This window comes from Paraburkholderia sp. (genome assembly GCF_050742655.1).
Taxonomy (GTDB): Bacteria; Pseudomonadota; Gammaproteobacteria; order Burkholderiales; family Burkholderiaceae; genus Paraburkholderia.
Genome location: NZ_JBOIGG010000020.1, coordinates 51,752 through 73,075, shown reverse-complemented (window position 1 = coordinate 73,075; position 21,324 = coordinate 51,752). Strand labels below are relative to the sequence as shown.

16 protein-coding genes are annotated in these 21,324 nt (G+C 66.5%); 10 read left to right on the top strand and 6 right to left on the bottom strand.

The window, feature by feature from the left end; translation table 11 throughout:
• Positions 1-116: 116 nt before the first annotated feature.
• The 4 genes from recC (at position 117) to arfB (ending at position 9,903) form a co-directional block, all read left to right on the top strand.
• A complete protein-coding gene (gene recC, locus ACREXZ_RS24900; protein ID WP_431766836.1) occupies positions 117-3,542 on the top strand; it encodes an exodeoxyribonuclease V subunit gamma in 3,426 nt (1,141 codons plus the stop codon).
• Positions 3,539-7,264: an exodeoxyribonuclease V subunit beta gene (recB, locus tag ACREXZ_RS24895; protein WP_431766782.1), complete on the top strand. Its 3,726-nt coding sequence runs from the start codon at positions 3,539-3,541 to the stop codon at positions 7,262-7,264. The genes recC and recB overlap by 4 nt, the downstream gene beginning before the upstream one ends.
• On the top strand, positions 7,261-9,417 hold the full coding sequence (locus ACREXZ_RS24890; RefSeq protein WP_431766781.1) for an AAA family ATPase: 2,157 nt from the start codon (positions 7,261-7,263) through the stop codon (positions 9,415-9,417). Before recB ends, ACREXZ_RS24890 begins: the two co-directional genes overlap by 4 nt.
• An 81-nt stretch (positions 9,418-9,498) precedes the next feature.
• Positions 9,499-9,903 carry an alternative ribosome rescue aminoacyl-tRNA hydrolase ArfB gene (arfB, locus tag ACREXZ_RS24885; RefSeq protein WP_431766780.1) on the top strand — a complete coding sequence of 135 codons (405 nt, stop codon included), beginning with the start codon at positions 9,499-9,501 and terminating at the stop codon, positions 9,901-9,903.
• Positions 9,904-9,915: 12 nt separating this feature from the next.
• Here the strand turns inward: arfB and ACREXZ_RS24880 are convergent, their stop codons facing one another.
• The gene (locus ACREXZ_RS24880; RefSeq protein ID WP_431766779.1) at positions 9,916-11,196 is read right to left on the bottom strand and encodes a sensor domain-containing phosphodiesterase; all 1,281 of its coding nucleotides are present in this window, start codon (positions 11,194-11,196) and stop codon (positions 9,916-9,918) included.
• Between the two features lie 294 nt (positions 11,197-11,490).
• Between ACREXZ_RS24880 and ACREXZ_RS24875 the strand changes: the two genes are divergently transcribed.
• Positions 11,491-11,781, top strand: coding sequence for a putative quinol monooxygenase (locus tag ACREXZ_RS24875; protein WP_431766778.1), 291 nt, complete (start codon positions 11,491-11,493; stop codon positions 11,779-11,781).
• A 34-nt stretch (positions 11,782-11,815) separates the two neighbouring features.
• On the opposite strand, the gene ACREXZ_RS24870 is transcribed toward ACREXZ_RS24875, so the two are convergent.
• The 3 genes from ACREXZ_RS24870 to ACREXZ_RS24860 all read right to left on the bottom strand — a co-directional run bounded on the left by ACREXZ_RS24870 (position 11,816) and on the right by ACREXZ_RS24860 (position 13,488).
• Positions 11,816-12,073, bottom strand: coding sequence for a DNA-binding protein (locus ACREXZ_RS24870; RefSeq protein WP_431766777.1), 258 nt, complete (start codon positions 12,071-12,073; stop codon positions 11,816-11,818).
• A 166-nt stretch (positions 12,074-12,239) separates the two neighbouring features.
• A complete protein-coding gene (locus ACREXZ_RS24865; RefSeq protein WP_431766776.1) occupies positions 12,240-12,509 on the bottom strand; it encodes a hypothetical protein in 270 nt (89 codons plus the stop codon).
• Positions 12,510-12,768: 259 nt separating this feature from the next.
• Positions 12,769-13,488, bottom strand: a complete 720-nt coding sequence (locus tag ACREXZ_RS24860; protein WP_431766775.1) for a YdcF family protein — start codon at positions 13,486-13,488, stop codon at positions 12,769-12,771.
• 264 nt (positions 13,489-13,752) lie between these two features.
• Between ACREXZ_RS24860 and ACREXZ_RS24855 the strand changes: the two genes are divergently transcribed.
• Positions 13,753-14,067: a hypothetical protein gene (locus ACREXZ_RS24855; protein ID WP_431766774.1), complete on the top strand. Its 315-nt coding sequence runs from the start codon at positions 13,753-13,755 to the stop codon at positions 14,065-14,067.
• Positions 14,068-14,271: 204 nt separating this feature from the next.
• Here the strand turns inward: ACREXZ_RS24855 and ACREXZ_RS24850 are convergent, their stop codons facing one another.
• Both ACREXZ_RS24850 and ACREXZ_RS24845 read right to left on the bottom strand, forming a co-directional pair.
• Positions 14,272-14,553 carry a hypothetical protein gene (locus ACREXZ_RS24850; protein WP_431766773.1) on the bottom strand — a complete coding sequence of 94 codons (282 nt, stop codon included), beginning with the start codon at positions 14,551-14,553 and terminating at the stop codon, positions 14,272-14,274.
• A gap of 285 nt (positions 14,554-14,838) precedes the next feature.
• Positions 14,839-15,240: a transposase gene (locus tag ACREXZ_RS24845; protein ID WP_091016060.1), complete on the bottom strand. Its 402-nt coding sequence runs from the start codon at positions 15,238-15,240 to the stop codon at positions 14,839-14,841.
• A 408-nt stretch (positions 15,241-15,648) separates the two neighbouring features.
• Between ACREXZ_RS24845 and ACREXZ_RS24840 the strand changes: the two genes are divergently transcribed.
• From ACREXZ_RS24840 to rluB, 4 genes are all read left to right on the top strand, one after another.
• Positions 15,649-16,551, top strand: coding sequence for a LysR substrate-binding domain-containing protein (locus ACREXZ_RS24840; protein ID WP_431766772.1), 903 nt, complete (start codon positions 15,649-15,651; stop codon positions 16,549-16,551).
• A gap of 83 nt (positions 16,552-16,634) precedes the next feature.
• Complete coding sequence (locus ACREXZ_RS24835; RefSeq protein WP_431766771.1) at positions 16,635-17,834, top strand: pyridoxal phosphate-dependent aminotransferase; 1,200 nt, start codon at positions 16,635-16,637, stop codon at positions 17,832-17,834.
• A 376-nt stretch (positions 17,835-18,210) separates the two neighbouring features.
• Complete coding sequence (scpB, locus tag ACREXZ_RS24830; RefSeq protein ID WP_431766770.1) at positions 18,211-19,263, top strand: SMC-Scp complex subunit ScpB; 1,053 nt, start codon at positions 18,211-18,213, stop codon at positions 19,261-19,263.
• 61 nt (positions 19,264-19,324) lie between these two features.
• Positions 19,325-21,124 carry a 23S rRNA pseudouridine(2605) synthase RluB gene (rluB, locus tag ACREXZ_RS24825; protein WP_431766769.1) on the top strand — a complete coding sequence of 600 codons (1,800 nt, stop codon included), beginning with the start codon at positions 19,325-19,327 and terminating at the stop codon, positions 21,122-21,124.
• Positions 21,125-21,324 lie beyond the last annotated feature (200 nt).

Genomic DNA, 21,324 nt, shown 5'->3' with positions numbered 1-21,324 from the left:
GGAAAGCGCTGACGGGGAGATTCAACGCCGTCGAGTCTAACGTATTTTGTCCGGCATCTGACCTCCGTCATCCGGCCAGGTTCTACGGCGAGGGTGCGTTTGCTATGCTGCGCCTCATGCTCCAGCTCTTCTATTCGAACCGGTACGAAACGCTTGTCGCGGCACTGCTCGCCGACATGGCCGATGCGCCGTCGGAACCGTGGATCGCGCAGCCGCTGATCGTGCCGAGCGCGGCTCTGCGGCGCCGGCTCGAACTCGACATCGCCGCGCAGCACGGCGTGTGCGCGAACGTCGACTTCCGTTATCTCGCGCAGTGGCTCTGGGAGCAGATTGGCGGCGTGATTCCGGTGTCCGCGCATTCGCCGTACGCGCCGGACCGGCTCGTATGGCGCTGCTACCGGCAACTCGGCAGGACCGGCGAAGACAGCGCGCACGCACCGTGGAACGCGTCGCCGCGACTGCGCGCGTATCTCGATGCCGCCGATCCGCCGATGCGTTACGAACTCGCGCAGCGGGTCGCGACGGTGCTCGATCACTATCTGACCTATCGTCCCGAATGGCTGCTGCAGTGGCAGAAGGGCGGGTCGATTTTCGCGAGCGGCGCGCCGGGCGAGAGTGGGCCGCGCCTTGTCGGTGCGAGCGCGGCCGCGCGCGAGGACGAAGCGTGGCAGGCGGCGCTGTGGCGCGCGGTGCTCGCTGAAGTGGCGCAAGAAACGCCGACCGACAAACCGAAAGGTACGCGGCCCAGGTCCACGGCCGCGGTAACCCCACCCGCCTATCGTTTTCTCGATGAGGCTCATACGCTCGACCTCGATGCGATCGCGCGCGCGGACTGGCCCTCGACCGTGTACGTGTTCGCGCTGCCGACCATGCCGCCGTTGCACGTCGAGCTGCTGCGCACGCTGTCGCGCTGGGTCGACGTGCGGCTGTACGCGATGAACCCGTGTCGCGAGTTCTGGTTCGACATCGTCAGCGAGCGGCGTATCGAAGCGCTCGATGCCGGGGGTCAGCTCGACTATCAGGAGGTCGGGCATCCACTGCTCGCGGAGTGGGGGCGACAGACCCAGGCGCAACTGCACATGCTGCACGAACTGACCGAGAGCGCGGCGTCGAGCGAGTCGTCGGTGTATGTCGGCAATCCGGCGCCGACGTGGCTCGCCGCCGTGCAGAACGCGATGCTCACGCTCGAACCCGAAGAGCCGCCTGAGGCGCTGGGTGCCAACGGGCACGGAATCGAAGTGCACGTCTGCCACAGCCTGTCGCGTCAGCTCGAAGTGCTGCACGACCGGCTACTCGGCTGGTTCGACGAATTCGACGACCTGCAGCCGTCCGACGTGCTGGTGGCGTGTCCCGATCTTGCCGCCGCCGGTCCGCTGATCGATGCGGTGTTCGGCACGGCGCCGGCGGGTCGAAACGAAGCGTCGCTACGCCGCATTCCATACCGGATCACCGGCTTGCCGCCGACCCAGGCGAACCCGGTCGCGCGCGTACTGCTCGACTGGCTCGCGCTGCCCGAGCGCAGCGCGGCCGCGCCCGAGCTGATCGAATGGCTGCGTGTCGATGCGGTCGCGGTCCGCTACGGCATCGACGCGGCCGCGCTCGAAACCGCGCAGGAATGGCTCGCGGCCGCGGGCGCACGGCGCGGCCTCGCGCCGGTCGAACCTGAAGACGAAGCGGTGCCGGTCGCGCGGCATACATTCGCCGATGCGTTGACGCGTCTGTTCCTCGGCTACGCGATGCCGGATCGAGGCGAGCCGGTCGACGCGTGGCTGCCCGTCGGAGGCGCGGGCGGTCCCGATGCCGAACTGCTCGGCCGGCTCGCGCGTTTCGTCGATCACCTGGATGCGTTCGTGCGCCGCGCGTCGGTGGAACAGACGCCTGCCGCGTGGACCCGGCTGCTGCTCGATACGCTCGCACAGTGCTTCGATGCGGGCATCGAATTCGCGGATGCAGTCGCAGACGTGCGCGACGCGATCGACGCGATGGGCGACGCGATGCACAGCGGCGCGCACGACGAACCGCTGCCGGCCGCCGTCGTGCGCACGGCGCTCGCCGCCGCGCTCGACGACCCGGCGCGTGGCGGTGTGCCATGGGGCGGTGTCACGTTCTCGTCGCTGACCAGCCTGCGCGGGCTGCCTTATCGCGTCGTCTGTCTGCTTGGCATGGACGACGGCGTGCTGCCGAGCCTCGCGCGCGCGGACGAGTTCGATCTGATGGCGACGTTCGGCAAGCCCGGCGACCGTCAGCGCCGCGACGACGAACGCAATCTGTTTCTCGACCTGCTGCTCGCCGCGCGCGACCGTCTGCTGATCGCGTACACGGGCCGCAGTATTCGTGACAACGCGCCGCTGCCGCCGGCCGCACTCGTCGACGAACTGCTCGATCATCTGGCGCGTGTGTCGGCGGGGCCGGACGCATCGCAGAAGGAACTCGACGACGCACGCCGCGCGTTCGTCGTCGAGCATCCGCTGCAGGCTTTCTCCGCCGATTACTTCGGGCCGCGGCAAGACGCGCCGCTTTTCACGTACGACCCCGATCGCGCGGAGCTTGCGGCGCTGCTGGCCGCACCGGGCCATGCAGCGACCGCGCCGTTCTTTACCGAGCCGTTGCCCGTCGAGGTCGCGGCGCCGGTGGCCTTCGACGACTTCCAGCGCTTCTGGCGCCACCCTGCGCGCGCGCTGCTGCGTGACCGGCTTGGCATCGTGCTCTCCGACACGCAGGGAGAACTGCTCGATACCGAACCGTTCGAACTCGACTACGCAGGTCGCGATGCGCTCGCCGATCGTCTGCTGCCCGCGCTGCTCGACCCGAACGAACAGCCGGGTGCATTCGAGCGCGTGCGCCGCGTCGCAGAGGCAAGCCCCGAGTTGCCGGGCGGCGCGACGGGCGCCGTGTGGCGTGCGCGCGAACTGGGCGCGCTGCGACAACTCGCGGACAGCGTGCGGCAAGCGCTGTCGGGCGGCGTGCAGCGTTTGCCATTCACGCTCGATGTCGCGCCGCGCTGGCCCGATACCGGCGACGTGCCGCTCTTCGGTCAATACGATGCGCTGCTGCGCGAGGCGGCGCAGGGGCCGCTGCAACTGCACGGCACGCTGAATCTGCTGACCGATGCAGGACAGGTCGTGTTCCGCTACGCACGGCCGACCGCGCGCGACTACCTGTCCGCGTGGATTGCGCATCTGGTCTACTGCGCGGCGCGGCCCGACGGCGCGCGTCGTACGGTATGGCACGGCAGCGGCGAGACCTTCGAGTTCATGCCGGTCGCCGCGCCGCTCGAGGCGCTCGCGCCGCTCGCCGCGCTGTTTCGCGCGGGCCGTTCGCTACCGTTGCGGTTCTTCCCGAAAAGCGCGTGGGCGAAGATCAGCGACAGCGATTCAGCGGCGCAGGGCGCGTGGATCAACGAGCGTGTGCGCAGCGAATCCGACGACCCGGCGCTGCGGATCGCGCTGCGCGGCACGCCGCTCACGCTCGACGAACCGTTCGGCACGCTCGCGGCGGTCGTGTTCAAGCCGCTCATCGAGCATCTGCGGAGCGCGCCATGATCGGCACGACGCAACCGGCAGCTGACGCAAGCGAGCTCGACGTATTCGGCTGCGCGCTCGACGGCGTGAACCAGATCGAGGCATCGGCCGGTACCGGCAAGACCTGGAACATCTGCGCGTTGTACGTGCGGTTGCTGCTCGAAAAGAATCTCGGTGCCGACCAGATTCTCGTCGTCACGTTCACGAAGGCGGCCACCGCGGAATTGCACGAGCGGATCCGCGGACGTCTCGCCGAATTGCAGCGCGCGCTCGAAATCGGCGACGACGGCGGTGACCCGCTCATCGCGGGGCTGTTCGACACGACGCTCGCCGCGGGCAATGGAATCGATCGCGAGAGTGCGGCCGGCATCGTGCGGCGCGCGCTGCGTGCGTTCGATCAGGCGGCGATCCACACGATCCACGCGTTCTGTCAGCGCGCGTTGCAGGAGGCGCCGTTCGCGGCGGCGATGCCGTTCGCGTTCGAGATGGAAGCCGACGATGCGCCGCTGCGTTTCGAACTGGCGGCGGACTTCTGGCGCGAACGTGTCGAACCGGTGGCGGCCGCGCATCCGGCGTTCGCCGCGTGGCTCGTCGGCAAGCGCGCGGGACCCGACGCACTCGACGAACAGCTCGCGCGGCGCCTGAAGAAGCCGCTCGCGCAATTGCGCTGGGGCAGCGGTGCAGTCTCCGAAGACGATGTCCCGGTTGTGCAGGACGATCCGCAGGCACGCTTCGACGCTGCACGTGCAGTGTGGGAAGCGGAACGCGACGCGGTCGTCGTGTTGCTCGCGCAAGCCGGCGAGCGGCTCAGCAAGACCTCGCACAAGCCGGACGCGATCGCCGCGGCCATCGACGCGTGGACCGATTACTTCGCGCAGGACGACTGCCATGCGCCGCCGCCGCGCGCGGCGCTCAAGCTGACCGCATCGGCGCTTGCGAAGGCGACCAAGGTCAAGTTCGAGCCGCCGGAGCATCCGTTCTTCGTGCTCGCCGACGAGCTCGCGGCGGCCGTCGTCGCTGCCGAAGCCGCGCAGCGCGCACGCTGGCTCGTGCTCGTGCAGACGTGGCTCGCGTATGCGCCGGACGAACTCGCGGCCCGCAAGCGCACGCGCCGCGTCGTATCGTTCGACGATCTGCTGTCGAACCTGTACCGAGCGCTCGCCGCGCATCCGTGGCTCGCCGAGACGTTGCGCGCGCGCTATCCGGCTGCACTGATCGACGAGTTTCAGGACACCGACCCGCTGCAGTTCGCGATCTTCAATCGCATCTTCGCGCCGGCTGGTCCGCTGTTTCTGGTCGGCGATCCGAAGCAGGCGATCTACAGTTTTCGCGCGGCCGATCTGCACACGTATCTCGCCGCCCGTGCGGACGCGTCGGCGCGCTATACGCTCGCGGTCAACCAGCGCTCGACGGCGTCGATCGTCGATGCATGCAATCGTGTTTTCGAGGCGAACCCGCGTGCGTTCGTGCTCGATGGGCTCGACTATCAGCCGGTGCGCGCGGGTGAGCGACAGCGCCCACCATTTGTCGATTTGCAAGTCGAAGGTGACAACGCGCATCGCACGCGCGACTTCCGCATCTGGACGTTGCCGGGTGGCGATGGAGCATTGACGAAGCGCGACGCGCAGCGTGCGGCGAGCGAAGCCTCCGCGGCCGAGATCGCGCGGCTGTTGCGCGGCGCGCGCGCAGGCACGGTCAAGGTCGGCGACGCACCGCTCGCGCCGGACACCATCGCGGTGCTCGTGCAGACGCACCGTCAGGGAAGCCTGATCAAACGCGTGCTGGCCGCGTGGGGTGTCGGCAGCGTGGAACTCGCGCAGGCGTCGGTGTTTTCGACGCTCGACGCGGAGCAGATCGAGCGCGTGCTCGCCGCCGTCGATACGCCGGGCGACCTGCGACGGCTGCGCGCTGCGCTCGCCACCGACTGGCTCGGTCTCGACGCGTCCGCGCTGTGGCGCCTCGAACAACTGGCCGATGCGCTGCCACCTGCGGACGATCCCGCTCACGCTGCCGATGCGATGAGCTGGGTCGAACGCTTCTCGCGCTACCGGACACTCTGGCACGAACGTGGTTTCGCCGCGATGTGGCGCACGCTGATGCGCGAGCTGGGCGTCGCGCAGCGGCTCGTCGCGGGAGCCGATGGCGAGCGCCGGCTTACCGATGTGAATCATCTCGCCGAACTGCTGCAGGCGCGTGCGTCGACGCAGCCCGGCATTGCGCCGACGCTGCGCTGGCTTGCGGCGCAGCGCGAGCAGGGTGGCGGCGAAGATGCGCAACTGCGTCTCGAGTCGGATCGCAATCTCGTGCAGATCGTCACGGTGCACAAGTCGAAGGGGCTCGAATATGCCGTCGTGTTCTGCCCGTTTCTGAACGACGGCGCGCTGCGCGACCCGCCTTCTTCAGGGCTGCCCGATGCACGGGAGTATCACGACGACACGGGTGTCGCGGTGCTGCACTACGGTTACGACGACGAGCGGGCCGAGCAGGCGGCGCGTTACGCGTCGCGCGAACAGGCGGCCGAACGCGCGCGGCTCGTCTACGTTGCATTGACGCGGGCGGTGTATCGCTGCTATCTCGTCGCGGGTACCTATCTCTCGTCACGCTCGACGAAGGAATCGCGGCGCAGCGTGTTGAACTGGCTGGTTGCGGGTGCTAGCCGAACGTTCGACGACTGGCTCGCCGCGCCGCCCGACGAGAGCGAACTCGCGGAGCGCTGGCATGCACTCGACAGCGGGGCGATCTCACTCGATCCGTTACCGGTAAGCCTGCGCCGCGTGCCGCTCGAAAGCCGCGAAGACAGCGGCCGGCAGATACGCGCACGCACGAGTCATCGGATGTTGCGCGACCAGTGGCGAATGGCGAGCTTCAGCGGGATGATCGCGGCCGGCGCACGTAGTGGCGAAGCGTTCGCGCCGCCGGAGGAAGCACGTCCCGATCACGATGGCATCGCCGATGCGCTCGTACAACCTGCATGGCTCGAACCGCACGCGGAGCCGCTCGCAGCCGATGACATCCTCGCGTTTCCGCGCGGTGCGGCGGCCGGCGAATGTCTGCACCGGATGTTCGAGCTGGCCGATTTTTCCGCGCGCGATACATGGCCCGACGCAATCCTCCGCGCGTTGCGCGAGCGTCCCGCGCCGGCCGCACCCGATCTCGCCGCGCGGTTGCCGCGCATGATGGTTCGGCTGCTCGAAGACATCGTCGCGACCGAACTCGTCCCGGGCATGACGCTCGAGCGGCTGAACCCGGTGCGGCGGCTCAACGAACTTGCGTTCCTGTTTCCCGCGGCGTCACTCGATTTTGCGGTGCTGCGCGCGTGCCTTGTCGCGTGGGACTATCCCGACGTCGCGCTCGAGCCGGGCGCGCTGCGCGGCTTCGTCAAAGGCTTCATCGACATGATCGTCGAGCACGACGGGCGGTTCTGGATCGTCGACTGGAAATCGAATCATCTCGGCGATACACCCTCGGACTACGGCGCGGCCTCGCTCGACGTCGCGATGGCGGAGCACGCGTATCACCTGCAGGCGTTGCTGTACACGGTGGCGCTGCATCGCTATCTGAAGTCGCGTCTGCGCGATGCGTACGACTATGACCGGCACATCGGCGGCTATCTCTATCTGTTCGTGCGCGGCGTGCGCCCGGGCTGGCGCGATGGCGGCGAGCCCACGGGCGTGCATGCACGCCGGCCGCTCTACGGGCTGGTGAAGGAACTCGATGTACTGATGGACGGAGGCGCGGGATGAACACAAAGACGCGCGCCGTCGCCGGCCCTGGCGAGGTACTGTTTCCGGAAGCCGACATCAGGCTGCCGGCCCCAACCGATTTCAGCACCGCACTGGCCGACGGTTTCGCGCGACGCATCGCAGCGCTGACGCGTCGTTCGGGTGCGACGGCCGAGATTGTTCGTTGGGCTGCGCGTGCCGCGTTCGCAGCGAGCCGGGCGACCGCCGATGGTCACGTGTGCGTGCCGCTGTGGGCACTCGCGCGTCGCTACGAGACGGCGCCGCGCGAGATCCGGACGGCGCTGTTCGCGAGCGGCGTGGTCAGCGACGGCACGCAGGAAGCAGCGGCGCTGCGCCCTCTGGTGCTCGACGCGCAGGGCCGCCTGTACCTCGCACGCTATTACGACTACGAGCGTCGCCTCGCGCGTTCGCTCGTCGCGCATGAGCGGGCCGCGCGTGCGCTGATGCGCGACGGCGCGGACGATTCATCGTCTGGTGAAATTCATGCACGGCTGCTGCGCTACTTTGGTCCGCCTCCGGATGACGGCATCGACTGGCAACGCGTTGCAGCGGCGACCGCGTTGACAAGTGGACTGACGATCGTCAGCGGCGGACCGGGTACCGGCAAGACGACGACGGTCGTCGGCGTGCTTGCGTGTCTGCTCGATCTGCGCACCGATCTGCGGATCGCGCTCGCCGCGCCGACCGGCAAGGCGGCGCAGCGGATGCAGGAGGCGCTGCTCGCACGGGCCGGCAGTCTGCCGCCCGAACTCGCCGCACGGCTGCCGCAGACCTCGTACACGCTGCATCGGCTGCTCGGCGCGGGGCCGTCCGGACGCTTCCGCCATCATCGGGACAATCCGCTGCCGTACGACGTCGTCGTCGTCGACGAGGCGTCGATGATCGACGTCGCGATGGCCGCGCATCTGCTCGATGCGATCGCGCCGCAGACGCGGCTCGTGATGCTCGGCGACAAGGATCAGCTCGCCGCGGTGGAGGCGGGCGCGGTGTTCGCGGAACTGGGCGCGCGGCCCGCGTTCAGCGCGGCCGGTATCGAGGCGATCGCGGCGGCGCTCTCGATCGATGCGGCGACGTTTGCCGCCGCGTTGCCGCATGCGGACGATGGCCTGAGCGAGACGCGAACGCTATTCGACGACGGCTGGGATACGTGGGCGCCTGACGATGGGACGCCGCCGTGGCTCGGCGACCAGGAAGCACCGTCGTGGTCGCTGGAGGTGGCAGCGGAAGCGGCGACCACAAGGTCTGACCCGGATGCCGCGGACGACGTACATGACGCTCAGCCGCCAGATGCATCGGCTGCACCGCTCGCCGATTGCGTCGTTTGGCTCGAGCGTAACTACCGGTTTGGACTGACGTCGCCGATCGGGCGTCTTTCGCTCGCGATCCGGCGCGGCGCGAGCGATGCCGCGCTCGACGTGCTGACCGACGGTGCGCAGGCGGAACAACGCGCGGCGCTCCACGAGGACGCGAACCCGACACTCGGCGAACGCACGGTGCTGCGGCTCGCGGCCGGATTTACGCCGTACGCAGTCGCGCTCACGGCGGCATTGGCCACCGACGAACCTGATCCTCTGCCGCTCTTCGACGCGCTGAACCGTTATCGCATTCTGTGCGCGACGCGCGGCGGTCCGCGCGGCGTCGAGCAGTTGAATACCGCGATGGCCGCCGAGGTGCGCCGGGTCGCGCGCGTGCCGCAGGCAGTCGGCGGATCGTGGTTTGCAGGGCGGCCGGTGATGGTGACGCGCAACGACTATGCGCTCGGCCTGTTCAACGGTGACATCGGGATCGCGTTGCCTGGACCGGGCGGTACGCTGCGGGTCTTTTTCCGGACCGGCGACGGCGGCGTGCGTGCGGTGTCGCCGGCTGCGCTGCCGCCGCACGATACGGCGTTCGCACTGACCGTGCACAAGTCGCAGGGCTCCGAGTTCGAGCACGCGGTACTGGTGCTGCCTGCCGTGTTCAGCCGCGTGCTGTCGCGCGAACTGGTCTATACCGCGATCACGCGCGCGCGGGAACGGGTCGACGTGATCGGCTCACGTGCAGTGCTCGCCGAGGCGATCGCCACACCGACGCGGCGCGACTCGGGACTCGCTGAGCGGATCGCCGCGGCGTCGCGTGGGATCGGCGCTGAGGACGCCGGCGAACTGCCGTGAAACGCGATGCGGCAGTGTGAAAACACGCATTCGTAACGACGCAGCAAGCCCGTACCGGCGCCGCGCGTTTATCATTCGGGCATGACTTCCCGCTATCCGATCCCACCGAACGAAATCGAGCTGACCGCCGTGCGCGCGCAAGGCGCGGGCGGCCAGAACGTCAACAAGGTGTCGAGTGCGATACACCTGCGCTTCGACGTCCATGCATCGTCGCTGCCCGACGTGCTGAAGATGCGTCTACTCGCGTTGAACGATCATCGGCTGACGCGCGACGGCGTCGTCGTGATCAAGGCGCAGGAGCATCGGACCCAGGAGATGAATCGGGCTGCGGCGCTCGCGCGACTCGATCAACTGATCGACAGCGTGAGCGTGACCCGCAAGTCGCGCGTCGCGACGCGGCCGACGCGCGCATCGAACCGGCGTCGCCTCGATACGAAGACGAAGCGTGGCGAGGTGAAGGTGGGGCGCTCGAGAGTGAACGACTGACGCGTGGATGAGTCAGTGAGGCGGCAGCACGATGGCCACTGCCGGTGTGAAATCGACGCAGAACACGTTCAGTTCGCCGTCGCGTTCCATTGCGATCGCCGCGGTATAGCAGTCTTCTCCGTCGGTCAGCGATCGGTGTGGGCCCATGACGGCGACGCGGCCAGGAGCCGCGAGCGCATGCTTGAAGTACGTGCGGCGCGACCAGTTGCTGTACGTGCCGGGCAAGAGCGGAGCGAGGCGCGTGGGCGGCGACGGTGCGGTGGGCGACATTACCGAAGGCTTCAGTTGATGTCCAAGCGAGTTCGTCACGAACACGCGGCGCGCCTCCGGAAAAGTGAATACCGTTTGCGCCGCCAGTTGGAGATCGCCGGTTGCGGCGAACGTTTCCGCGCCGGCCAGCACGGTCTCCGCGAGTCCCTCGAAGCCGATCCGCTGATGGCGTGCGTGCGTGCGCTCGTATTCGGTGAATTTATTCCACATCGATTCGATCAGTTCGGGCGCCTGCGCGCTCGCCGAGCGCACCGATGGTTTCGGCTGGCCGAACCAGAAACCCTGTACGAAGTCGACGTCCGCCTGCATCAGGATCATCAGTTCGTCGTCGGTCTCGATGCCCTCGGCGAGCACCATCGTCCCCAACTGATGAAGCATCGAGATCAGATGGCTGATCATCGAGTTGTCGCCGTCGCGCTTGCCCGCGCGCGCGATCAGCGAGCGATCGAGCTTGACGATGTCGGGCCGGAAACGCCATACGCGATCGAAATTCGAGAAGCCGGTGCCGAAGTCGTCGATTGCGATCAGGAAATCGCGTGGCTGCGACGCGGCCAGCATGCTCGCGACGGCGGCTTCGTCGTCGGCGGGCTGCTCGAGCACCTCGATGACGATGCGCTCCTGCGGCACGCCGAAGTACGAGGACAGCTCGTCGATGAACGCGCGTTGCGGCCAGCTGGTTTCGAATACCTGCGGGCGCGTGTTGAGGAAGAGCCACGAGTTGTCGTCGACGTCCTGCTCGACGAAATTGGCGACGTGCATGCAGCGCGCGAGCCGGTCGAGCGCGCGCGCGTCGGCGGGCAAAGGGGTCGCGGCGAAAAGCGTTTCGGGCGAGATCGGCGTGCCGATCGGATCGTACGCGCGCAGCAGCGCTTCATAGCCGACGACGCGTCGATGCGTGATCGACAGCACCGGCTGAAATACGCTGTGCAGCGTGACCGTGCGCCAGTTGGCGCTCCAGCCGCCGTCGCCACGCACCAGGTGGGGCAGCAGGCCGGTGAGCGTGTGGTCGTCGACGGTCGGCATGGTGTGTCAGGCAGGCGCGCGCATCCGGCGCCCGGCTGACCGGCAGCGGGCTCGAGCGATCGCGGAAGGACATGATCCAACGAATGACCCGACGAATCGGGAAGCGATGCCAGCCAAGCTCTGACTCCGGCGGATAGTGTGATTCAGTCTAGCAGTTCGTATGCGCGACGAATGTACGGGTTATCACAGACCGGTACAGGCGCCAGGCCGCGTGCACTGCGTATGTCATGCGTACCGGCGAGCGGGTCCGCGCGGGCGGAGGTATTCTGCTGCTTTTTACCCAGGAGCAAGAGCATGGCGGAAGTGGCAGTGGTGGCGATCTCGGTGGCGAAACCCGGTGACGAGGAAAAGCTGCGCGAAGCAGTCGAAGGCATCGTCGAGCCGACGCTCAAGGAACACGGTGCGCTTCAGTACGACCTGCATCGCGACGTGCGCGAACCGCGGCGGTTCGTTTTCTTCGAGCGCTGGGAGAGCGAGGAAGCGCTCGCGGCGCATGCGAAGTCGGCGCACATCGAAGCGTACAAAAAGGCCGTCGCCGACTGGATCGAACACGCGGAAATCCGTGTCCTGACCAGGATCAAGTGAGGGGGGCGCCGGCCGATTTTCTTGGCTGCGCCCATCAGTGCGTGGACTGCGGGACGTCGAGGATCAGGATGATGGTCCAGTCGGCGTCGCCGTCATGATGATATTGCCGCTCGGCGACGATGAAGGGCTGCTGCTTGCCGTCCGGTCCGAGAAACAGCACATCGCCTTCCATCGGCAGACACTCGACCGGCGGTAGCGCAAGGAAGGCTTCCTGGCCGCCGCGCGGCATCAGCTTTTCGATTTTTTTCGATGCCGCTTCGGTCCATTCGATGTCCAGCTGGATGTTGCTCATTCGGTCCTCCGCACAAGGTGCGCACGGGTTTGGGGGATTGCGTGGTGCGCGACTTTAGCATACCGGCGCATCAGGTTCCGTAAAGAAAAAAAGCCGAAACCGGCGTGACCGGTTTCGGCTTTTTTCGTCATGGCGGCAACCGACGATGCGTGCCGCGTGCGGTCGGTTACTGGCTTGCGCCGGCGGCCGGTGCAGCTTTCATTTTTTCCTTCATCGCCTTCTTGTGATGGTGCATCGGCTTGTGGTGCTTTTCCATCGGCATGTTTTCCATGCTGTGCATGCTTTCCTGCTTGGCCTGCAGATCCTGCGCACGTTGCTCGACGTCCGCGGCCTTCGCGGGATCGGTGCTCTCCGTGATGCCACTGTCTGTTTGCGCATAGGCCGCACCTGACAGTGCAGCCAGAGAAACCAGGATAGCCAGGGACGCTTTCTTCATCGTTAACTCCACAAAGGTGGTTAATGGACCCGAGGACCCGAGGGTGGCCTGTCCAGTCGGAAGGACACTGCATTCTAGCCAGCAATATCTGCTCCAGCAGACGGTTCGTGACGGAATTCACACAGAGTTACATCTTGTTACAACCATCTGGCATGAGTCGAGTGCGTGAGGGGCGTCTTCCTGTGCGACAAACGCATGCCGATGCGTTGCGAATCGCTCGCTTCGAAAAACAAATCGGATGCCTAACTAAATGGCGATGTCAGAACCAGCCGATCGCGCGATAGACATGAAACTGCGCGACGCCGATCAGTTCATGCAACGCGGTCTCCGCATTCATCAGGTTGTCGTAGCGCGGCAGCACACCGGGTTCCGTGTGGCGGGTGTTCGATATCACGGGGTAGGGCTGCATGCCGAAGCGATGGAAATCGAGCAGTGCGCGCGGCATCTGATAAGCCGACGTGACAAGAATCAGCGTGTCGTAATGTGCGTGCTGCACGATGTCCGACACGAAGCGCGCGTTCTCGTAGGTCGTGCGGCTGCGGTTCTCGAGGACGATGTCGGCGCGCGGCACCTGTTTGCGCAGCAGCCACGGCAAGTAGGTGTCGGCTTCCGATGCGGTGTGCCGCTGTGGATTGCCGCCGCTGATAATCACGTCGCAGGTTCGCGCAATCTGTTTGCACTGCGCGTAGAGCGCAGCGCTCGTTGTGATTCGCGCGAAGGCGTCGTGCTTCGGCATCAGCGTGCCGTCATCGGCGTATTCGGTGCCGCTGCCGAGCATGACGATCGCGTTTCGCGAAGCGAAAACCGGCGGTGTCGGCAGCACCGGGCTGCGCTGTGCCCACGCGAGCAGCGGGGCCGTGATCCAGCCTGCGGCGATCAGCCAGAAGAGCACGAGGCCGGCGATCAGGAGGGCCATGCGCAGGCGCCGCAATAGCACGATTGCAGCAAAAAAAAGCACCGATAAAATGAATAGAATCAATTTAAATGGGGTAACGTATGGCTTTCAGGGCAAATTCCCGGGCTCGTCATCGCGCCAAAACGGCGGCATCGTCGGCACGGGAAGAGAACGCTAACATGACGTTCGAACGGGGGTCCTGAAGCATCGGCAGCATCTGGCGCGAGACGGCGCCGTCGAACGTCGCACGACGACCGTTCGCAATGGCTCCGCGCTGGCGTCCAAAAGGCGGCGCGGTCGACATCGCGCAGAAACTGAGTCATGGCTGCACTTTAAGAAAGAAGTGAGATGACCACGTATTCCAATGAAACGGTACTAGAAGCGCTGAGGCGGGCGCAATACCGCCAGGTCCCGTGGGCCAGACGTCCGGGTGTCTTCGAATATCTACGATCGCTCGGCTTGATGGAGACGGTCCGGCAGCGCACCGTCGCACCGGCTCCCGGTTTCCACGCTCCCGTGGATATCGCGGTGCTGACGGAGCGAGGGCGGGCCGAATTCGCGCGGCTTGCACGCGACGAACGATCGCTGACCTGGGATGCGCAGCGTGCGCACCACTACGTCGCGACCGAAGCAAGTCCGGTGGATCTCGAAGCGCGGCTTTAGCGATCAACCTATAGCCAGGTCCGGCACGGCTCCGCGCGCGTGGCAACGCGGCGGAACATATCAGCTGCGCCTTCAGTCGGCGAAAAAAAGCCCGTATCGCAAGGATACGGGCGTACCGGATTACTGCTGCCACGCTGTGCTTATGGCGTTCAGTGAGACTGATGCGCGCACCGGTGGTTCCCGTTCCTGAGTGAAGTAGACGCGTTACCGGCGCCGCGGATCGTTATTGCGGTTATCGCGGTTCTCGCGCGCCTGTGGCTCCGGACGTACCCGGACATTGCTTGCGATGTCGCCACGCAGATCGCCTCGCGGTGCCGGCGGCGTAAATTCCTTGCGTTGCCCGTTCGCGCGTTGCGCAGCCTCGACGGTTGCCGCGCGGCCGCTCTGCGCCCAGTGTTTTTGCGGACTTTCCTGCGCGGCGACAACAACGGCAATGGCAACCGATGAAACCACAATGCCGCGCAGAAGCAGGGACACTGGTTTCATGTGAGCTCCCGTCAAGTCGATCGACTTGCGTGTATTGGCATACGTCTACCGTATGCCCGGGAGCGAAAGCACGCTGTAAATAATGGTAAATGGATGTTTCGTCAGCGGCTGAATACGCCGGTCGATGCGAGGTCGAACGACCACGCTCCGGTACGCCGCATCGTCGCGGACGCCCAGCCCTCGGCCGTAATGCCGACACGCTGCCTCATGCGGGTGACGCAGATACAGATACACCGCAGATACACATCGGGCGCCCGAAGGCGCCCGATAGCGATGCGATGACAGTCAGGCCATCTTGACCGGCGCGCGCCACGATTCCGGATTGGTCCAGAATGCACCGCGCAGACGATCGCGGCTCGGCGGTGCCGGCGGTTTCGCCGCCGTGGCGCCGATGCGTCCACGCAGCGAAACTTCGCGGCCGCTCGTGCCAAGGCGCTTGACTATTTCGGTGAGCGTGCCGTCGGCCTGCCACTCATCGAAGCGGCGTCGGCAGGTCGGCGGCGACGGATACCGACCGGGCAGCTTGGACCAGCCTTCCCCCGTCGACAGTACCCACAGCACCGCGTTGACCACTGCCCGCGCCTCCACGCGAGGACGTCCACGCCGTTCGCTCCGTGCGGGCTCCGCACAGAACAGCGCTTCGACCAGCGCCCACTCGTTGTCTCTCAAATCGTCGAACAGCATCATGTTTCACCTCAGCGAAGCTAACTCCGGTGCGCTGCCCCGCGCCGCGCACTCTTCATGCACCCGAAATTGGGTGCCAGGCGGGGTCGGGCTTGCCACGGCGGTTGGTATGCAATCGAACCGAAAGCGGCGCCGACCCAGTGCACACCCCAATGCAGGAAGTGTGCCATCGCGCTGTCAACTTCCTTGAAGCCCCTTGGAGCCGGGCCAGCGCGGGTGCTAGCCAGGGGCGTATGAGAATCCAAAAAACCCATGCCGCAAATCAGGACAATCACCAATCTTGTGCAATCAGTCCCGCCAGGCGTGCGTTTGCGCCTTATTGCTGCGCTGCGGCGAAATAATCGACTCGATTCCGCCCCGAAATATTGGCCATACAATCTCATCAAATGACGGGATTGATGAGGTGCGGGGATGAACGTGACGTTGCGCCAGTTGCGCGTATTTATCGAGGTTTCGCGGTTGCAGAGCTTCAGCCGGGCCGGCGACGAGATCGGTCTGACGCAGTCGGCGGTGAGCCGCTGCGTGCGCGAGCTCGAGGCGGAAATTGGCCTGAAGCTGATCGACCGGACGACGCGCGACGTCCAGCTCACCGACGTCGGCGCGAATCTGGTCGCGAGCGTGTCGCGCCTGCTGACCGACCTCGACGACACGCTGAGGGAAATCCGCGAAATCGGTGAGCAGCGTCGCGGCCGCGTGGTGGTCGCGGCGAGTCCGACGATTGCGTGCCGGCTGATGCCGCAGGTCGTGGCCGGCTGCGGACAGCAATTTCCGTTCATCACGCTCGGGTTGCGTGACGACGTGCAGAGCGACGTGATCCGCAAGGTGAAGTCCGGCGAGGTCGATTTCGGCGTGGTGGTCGGTCCGTTTTCCGCCGACGATCTGCACCGCGAACCGCTGATGACCGACACCTTTTGCATCGTCTGCCGCGAGGATCATCGGCTGGCGACCCAGCCGCAGGTCGCGTGGAGCGATCTCGCGGGCGAGCGCCTCGTGATGCTCGACCATACGTCGGGCAGCCGCCCGATCATCGACGCCGCGCTCGATGCGCACGGCGTGACTGCGACAGTGGTCCAGGAGCTCGGGCATTCGGCGACGGTGTTCGGGCTCGTCGAGGCGGGCGTCGGTGTGAGCGTGCTGCCGTGGCTCGCGTTGCCGCTGCCCGCGGACGCTTCGCTCGCGGCGCGACCGCTGGTGCCGCGCGTCGAGCGGACCGTCGATCTGGTGCGTCGGCGGGACCGGTCGCTGTCGCCGGCCGCGGAAGCGGTGTGGGGGCTGATCCGGCAGTTGCCGGCGCGCGCCGAGGATCTGCGCTGACGACGCGCGCCTGTCCGTCGCGGCAGTCTGACGACGTGCATCACGTTAAACTGCTGCCTTCGAATCCATCCCTGAACCCGTCGATGAGCGAATCAGATCTGCTGAAACCTTCCGTCCCGAATGCGCGCGACGCCGTGCGCGCATTGCGCCCGTCGCAGATCCGCGAAGTCGCGAATGCCGGCTTTGGCGTTCCCGACGTGCTGCCGTTCTGGTTCGGCGAATCGGATCGCGTGACGCCGCAGTTCATCCGCGACGCCGCGAGCGATGCACTGGCCGCCGGTGCGACCTTCTACACGCACAACCTGGGCGTCGCGCCGCTGCGCGCGGCGCTGGCCGAATACGTCACGTCGCTGCACGGTCCGACGTCCGCCGATCACATTGCGGTAACGAGCGCCGGGGTCAACGCGCTGATGCTCGCGGCGCAGCTCGTCGTCGGCGCGGGGGATCGGGTTGTCGCGGTGACGCCGCTGTGGCCGAATCTCGTCGAGATTCCGAAGATTCTCGGTGCGCATGTCGAAACGGTCGCGCTAGGCTACGGCGATGTCGGCTGGCAGCTTGATCTGGACCGCCTGCTCGCGGCGCTGACGCCGCAGACGAAGCTGCTGATGCTGAACTCGCCGAACAATCCGACCGGCTGGGTGATGACGCGCGAGCAGCAGCGCACGGTACTTGACCACTGTCGCCGGCACGGCATCTGGATCGTCGCCGACGAGGTCTACGAGCGGCTCTACTACGCCGAACCGGACGCGCGCAGTGCGCCGTCCTTTCTCGATCTCGCGACACGCGACGAACGTGTGATCTGCGTGAATTCGTTCTCGAAGGCGTGGCTGATGACCGGCTGGCGACTCGGCTGGATCGTCGCGCCGGCCGCGTTGATGGACGATCTGGGCAAGCTCGTCGAATACAACACGTCGTGCGCGCCGGCATTCGTGCAGCAGGCGGGCATCGCCGCGGTCCAGCAGGGTGGGGACTTCACCCGCACGCTCGTGCGCGAGCTGCGCGACGCGCGCGATCACCTGGTAAAGGCGCTCGGCGCCATCGACGGCGTCGACGTGAAGGCGCCGCCCGGCGCGATGTACGTGTTCTTTTCGCTGCCGGGCGCGGGCCGCAGCCTCGAACTGTGCAAGGCGCTGGTGCGCGACGCGGGCCTCGGACTGGCGCCGGGCAGCGCGTTCGGGGCCGAAGGCGAGGGCTTCGTGCGCTGGTGCTACGCATGCGATCCGCATCGGCTGGACGCCGGGGTCGAGCGTTTGCAGCGCTTTCTGGCGGGGCAGGGTCGCTGATCGACGGGCCGGGTCTCGGGTCCGCAGGGCTCCGCGGGTGGTCCGTATCGGGCATACGTACGGGTTTCGTGCGAATGACCTGAGTGCCCGCGACGTTTTATCGAGACAGGCTTTCGGTGGGTTTTCGTCTTTACGCACCGGATGTTTTTGCGTAATATGGCGCTCAGTCACGTGATTCCCTCCCGGGACATCGCTGCTCCGTCCGGCTGGGCATGGCTCGGATCCGTTTCGAAGATCCGATTCGCCGTCCCCCCGGTGCGTGCTCCCATCAATATGACCGATCAGAATCGGGCGAGCGCGTCTTCAGTTCCATATCGTCTGTTTCGTCTGGTTGATCCGGTTCTTTGGCCCTAACCATAAGGTCTGATCTGGCTGCATGAATACCCAAGAGGCGAAGATCGTCCTCGAGACTGCCTTGATCTGCGCTCAGGAGCCGCTGAAGCTCGCTGACCTGCGCAAGCTCTTTGCCGACGGCGTGTCGGCCGATACGGTTCGGACGTTGCTCGAAGACCTGAAACATGATTGGTCGGGGCGTGGCGTTGAACTGATCGGACTGGCTTCCGGCTGGCGTTTCCAGAGCAAGCCCGCGATGCGCACGTATCTGGATCGTCTGCATCCCGAGAAACCGCCGAAATATTCGCGCGCGGTGCTCGAGACGCTTGCGATCGTGGCTTACCGGCAGCCGGTCACCCGCGGCGATATCGAAGAAATTCGCGGCGTTACCGTGAACACGCAGGTGGTCAAGCAACTCGAGGATCGCAACTGGATCGAGGTAATCGGCCATCGCGACGTGCCTGGGCGTCCGGCGCTGTATGCGACGACGCGACAGTTTCTCGACGACCTGGGGCTGAAGGCGCTGGACGAACTGCCGCCGCTCGACGACCCATCGGCACAGTTGAATATTGATCTGCTGGCCCAGCATTCGATCGAATTCGCGGATGGCGCAGCCGATGCGGTCGAGGCTTCGGAACCGGTGGGCGAGATTGCCGCCGACGTCGAGGCATCCGAAAGCGCATCTGAAGAAACGCACGACGTGCATGAGGCGCCTGAAGCGCAAGCCGGCGAAGACGATGCGGCAAAGAACGTCGCATCCGCGTTCGACGGCGAGGCCGCACCGCATGACGCACCCGCGGGTAATGAGCCCGGCGTCGAAGCAGCAACACCCGTAGAACCTGAGGCGGCTGGCGATGTCGCAGCGGAAAGCACCGGCGAAACATCCGATGCAGGCGAGGCGACTGCCGATCCGGCTACGCCCGCACCCGAATCGAGCACGCAGTCCGGGATGCCCGATACGGAGCACCCGAATCAAGCGGATCAAGATCAAACGGATCCGACCCATGCGGCGCACGGCGATGCCGATCATCGCCGCGATGCCGCCCACGACGACGGCGTGATGACCGACGACGAGGCTGCCTCGCGCAGCGCCTGACGTAACCGAACTTTTTTTGCCGCGCCCGCAACGGGCGCGCGACCTGACATTCGAGGTTGTTTTGACACATACCCACGATACCGATTCGTCTGAATCCGAGCATGCGGCAGCGCCTGCGCGCCCCGACGAAACGCATACCCCGCAGGCCTCCTCCAATGGAGCCGAAGCTGCGGCGCAGACCCCGGACGCAGACGGCGAAGACCGTCCGCGCCGCGGCCTGCGTCGTGGGCCGCGCAGCCTGATCGCACGCCGCCGTGCCGGCGCGAAAGCGAAAAACACCGATGGCGCACCGGCCCAGCAGCCGGCGCCGGTCGTGACGGAGGCGCCGCCGGATGGTGTGGTCGTCGCGCAGGTCCGCATGCCGCGCAAGGATGCGGGCGCGAAGGGCCCGCGGCGTAACGCCGGCGGCAAGCGCGGCAACGACGCACCGCGAGAAGGCGGTCAGCCGCGGCAGAATCGCCGGGGCGGTGAAGCGCCCGCAGCCGAGGCCACGCCTGACGATCTGTTTGCCTACGTGACATCGCCGGCGTTCGACGCCGACAACAGCGCGACTGGTGGCGTCCGTGCGCCGATGCTGCGCCGGGGCCGCGAACAGGCGCCGAAACGCGTGCTCGCGCCGGACGACGACGCACCGAAGCTTCACAAGGTGCTCGCCGAAGCCGGTATGGGTTCGCGCCGCGAAATGGAAGAGTTGATCGTCGCGGGGCGGGTATCCGTCAATGGCGAACCGGCACATATCGGCCAGCGCATCATGCCGACCGATCAGGTCCGGATTAACGGCAAGCCAGTAAAGCGCAAGCTGCAGAACAAGCCGCCGCGCGTGCTGCTTTATCACAAACCGACCGGCGAAATCGTCAGCCACGCGGATCCCGAAGGCCGTGCGTCCGTGTTCGACAAGCTCCCGCCGATGAAAACCGCGAAATGGCTCGCGGTCGGCCGTCTGGATTTCAATACCGAAGGTCTGCTGATGCTGACCACGTCGGGCGATCTGGCGAACCGCTTCATGCACCCGCGCTATAGCGTCGAGCGCGAGTACGCGGTACGCGTGGTCGGCGAGCTCGCCGAAGGTGCGCGGCAAAAGCTGCTGCACGGCGTCGAGCTCGACGACGGCCCGGCGAATTTCCTGCGAATTCGCGACGGCGGCGGCGAAGGGACGAACCACTGGTATCACGTCGCGCTGGCTGAAGGCCGCAACCGCGAAGTGCGCCGGATGTTCGAGGCGGTCGGCCTGATGGTGAGCCGCCTGATCCGTACGCGGCACGGCCCGATCACGCTGCCGCGCGGCCTGAAGCGCGGCCGCTGGGAAGAACTCGAAGACAATCAGGTGCGCAGCCTGCTCGCATCGGTCGGCCTGAAGGCGCCGGCTGAGGAAAAGGGCGGCCGCAGTGCCGCGCCCGAGCGCAAGCAGCCTGATCCGATGCAGACGTCGATGGGCTTCATTAACCGCGAGCCGGTGCTGATGTCGCACGGCCGCTTCGATCAGCAGGCGCCGCGCGGCGGCGGGCGTCCCGGTCCCGGTGGTCGCCGCGGCGGTGCAGCGGGCGGGAGCGGTTTCAGTGCGCTCGGCAGCGGAGGTTCCGGCCTGGGCGGCGGACCCGGCGGCAGCCGTGGTGGCAATCGCAGCCGAGGCGGGGACGTCGACGGCAACCGGGCGCCTTCGGGCAACGGCAATCGCGCAGGCGGACGGGCCGGCGCTGGTAGTGGAAGCAATGCCGCCGGTGCCGGCAACCGGACACCCGGCGCGAATCGCGGCGGCAACGGTAATCGCACGGGTGGCAATCCGAATGCCTCGAATGCAACGGGCAATCGTGGTGGCGGTGCGCCGCGCGGCGCACCGCGTAACCGGTCGCGCGGCCGCTAGCCTTTGGATCATCGGGTCACGTGCGCGTACGGCAGGCAACTGCGGCCGTCGAGCAGTGTCCCGACCGGCCGATGCAACGCCGGCGCGCTTCGCTCTACCGGGATGGTCGCCCGCGAGTCGCGGGCGATGCGAAAAAGCCCTGCAAAACCGCTGGGAAACCCCCGAAATCGAGTGGCGACGGGCGTCGCCGGGCTTTCTCC

What these genes read in the sequence shown, in the direction of transcription:
- ACREXZ_RS24855 (WP_431766774.1), top strand. Translation starts at nt 13,753, where the DNA reads ATGACCACGTATTCCAATGAAACGGTACTAGAAGCGCTGAGGCGGGCG.
- ACREXZ_RS24840 (WP_431766772.1), top strand. Translation starts at nt 15,649, where the DNA reads ATGAACGTGACGTTGCGCCAGTTGCGCGTATTTATCGAGGTTTCGCGG.
- recB (WP_431766782.1), top strand. Translation starts at nt 3,539, where the DNA reads ATGATCGGCACGACGCAACCGGCAGCTGACGCAAGCGAGCTCGACGTA.
- ACREXZ_RS24865 (WP_431766776.1), bottom strand. Translation starts at nt 12,509, where the DNA reads ATGAAGAAAGCGTCCCTGGCTATCCTGGTTTCTCTGGCTGCACTGTCA.
- ACREXZ_RS24875 (WP_431766778.1), top strand. Translation starts at nt 11,491, where the DNA reads ATGGCGGAAGTGGCAGTGGTGGCGATCTCGGTGGCGAAACCCGGTGAC.
- ACREXZ_RS24880 (WP_431766779.1), bottom strand. Translation starts at nt 11,196, where the DNA reads ATGCCGACCGTCGACGACCACACGCTCACCGGCCTGCTGCCCCACCTG.
- scpB (WP_431766770.1), top strand. Translation starts at nt 18,211, where the DNA reads ATGAATACCCAAGAGGCGAAGATCGTCCTCGAGACTGCCTTGATCTGC.
- ACREXZ_RS24870 (WP_431766777.1), bottom strand. Translation starts at nt 12,073, where the DNA reads ATGAGCAACATCCAGCTGGACATCGAATGGACCGAAGCGGCATCGAAA.
- recC (WP_431766836.1), top strand. Translation starts at nt 117, where the DNA reads ATGCTCCAGCTCTTCTATTCGAACCGGTACGAAACGCTTGTCGCGGCA.
- arfB (WP_431766780.1), top strand. Translation starts at nt 9,499, where the DNA reads ATGACTTCCCGCTATCCGATCCCACCGAACGAAATCGAGCTGACCGCC.
- ACREXZ_RS24835 (WP_431766771.1), top strand. Translation starts at nt 16,635, where the DNA reads ATGAGCGAATCAGATCTGCTGAAACCTTCCGTCCCGAATGCGCGCGAC.
- ACREXZ_RS24850 (WP_431766773.1), bottom strand. Translation starts at nt 14,553, where the DNA reads ATGAAACCAGTGTCCCTGCTTCTGCGCGGCATTGTGGTTTCATCGGTT.
- ACREXZ_RS24890 (WP_431766781.1), top strand. Translation starts at nt 7,261, where the DNA reads ATGAACACAAAGACGCGCGCCGTCGCCGGCCCTGGCGAGGTACTGTTT.
- ACREXZ_RS24845 (WP_091016060.1), bottom strand. Translation starts at nt 15,240, where the DNA reads ATGATGCTGTTCGACGATTTGAGAGACAACGAGTGGGCGCTGGTCGAA.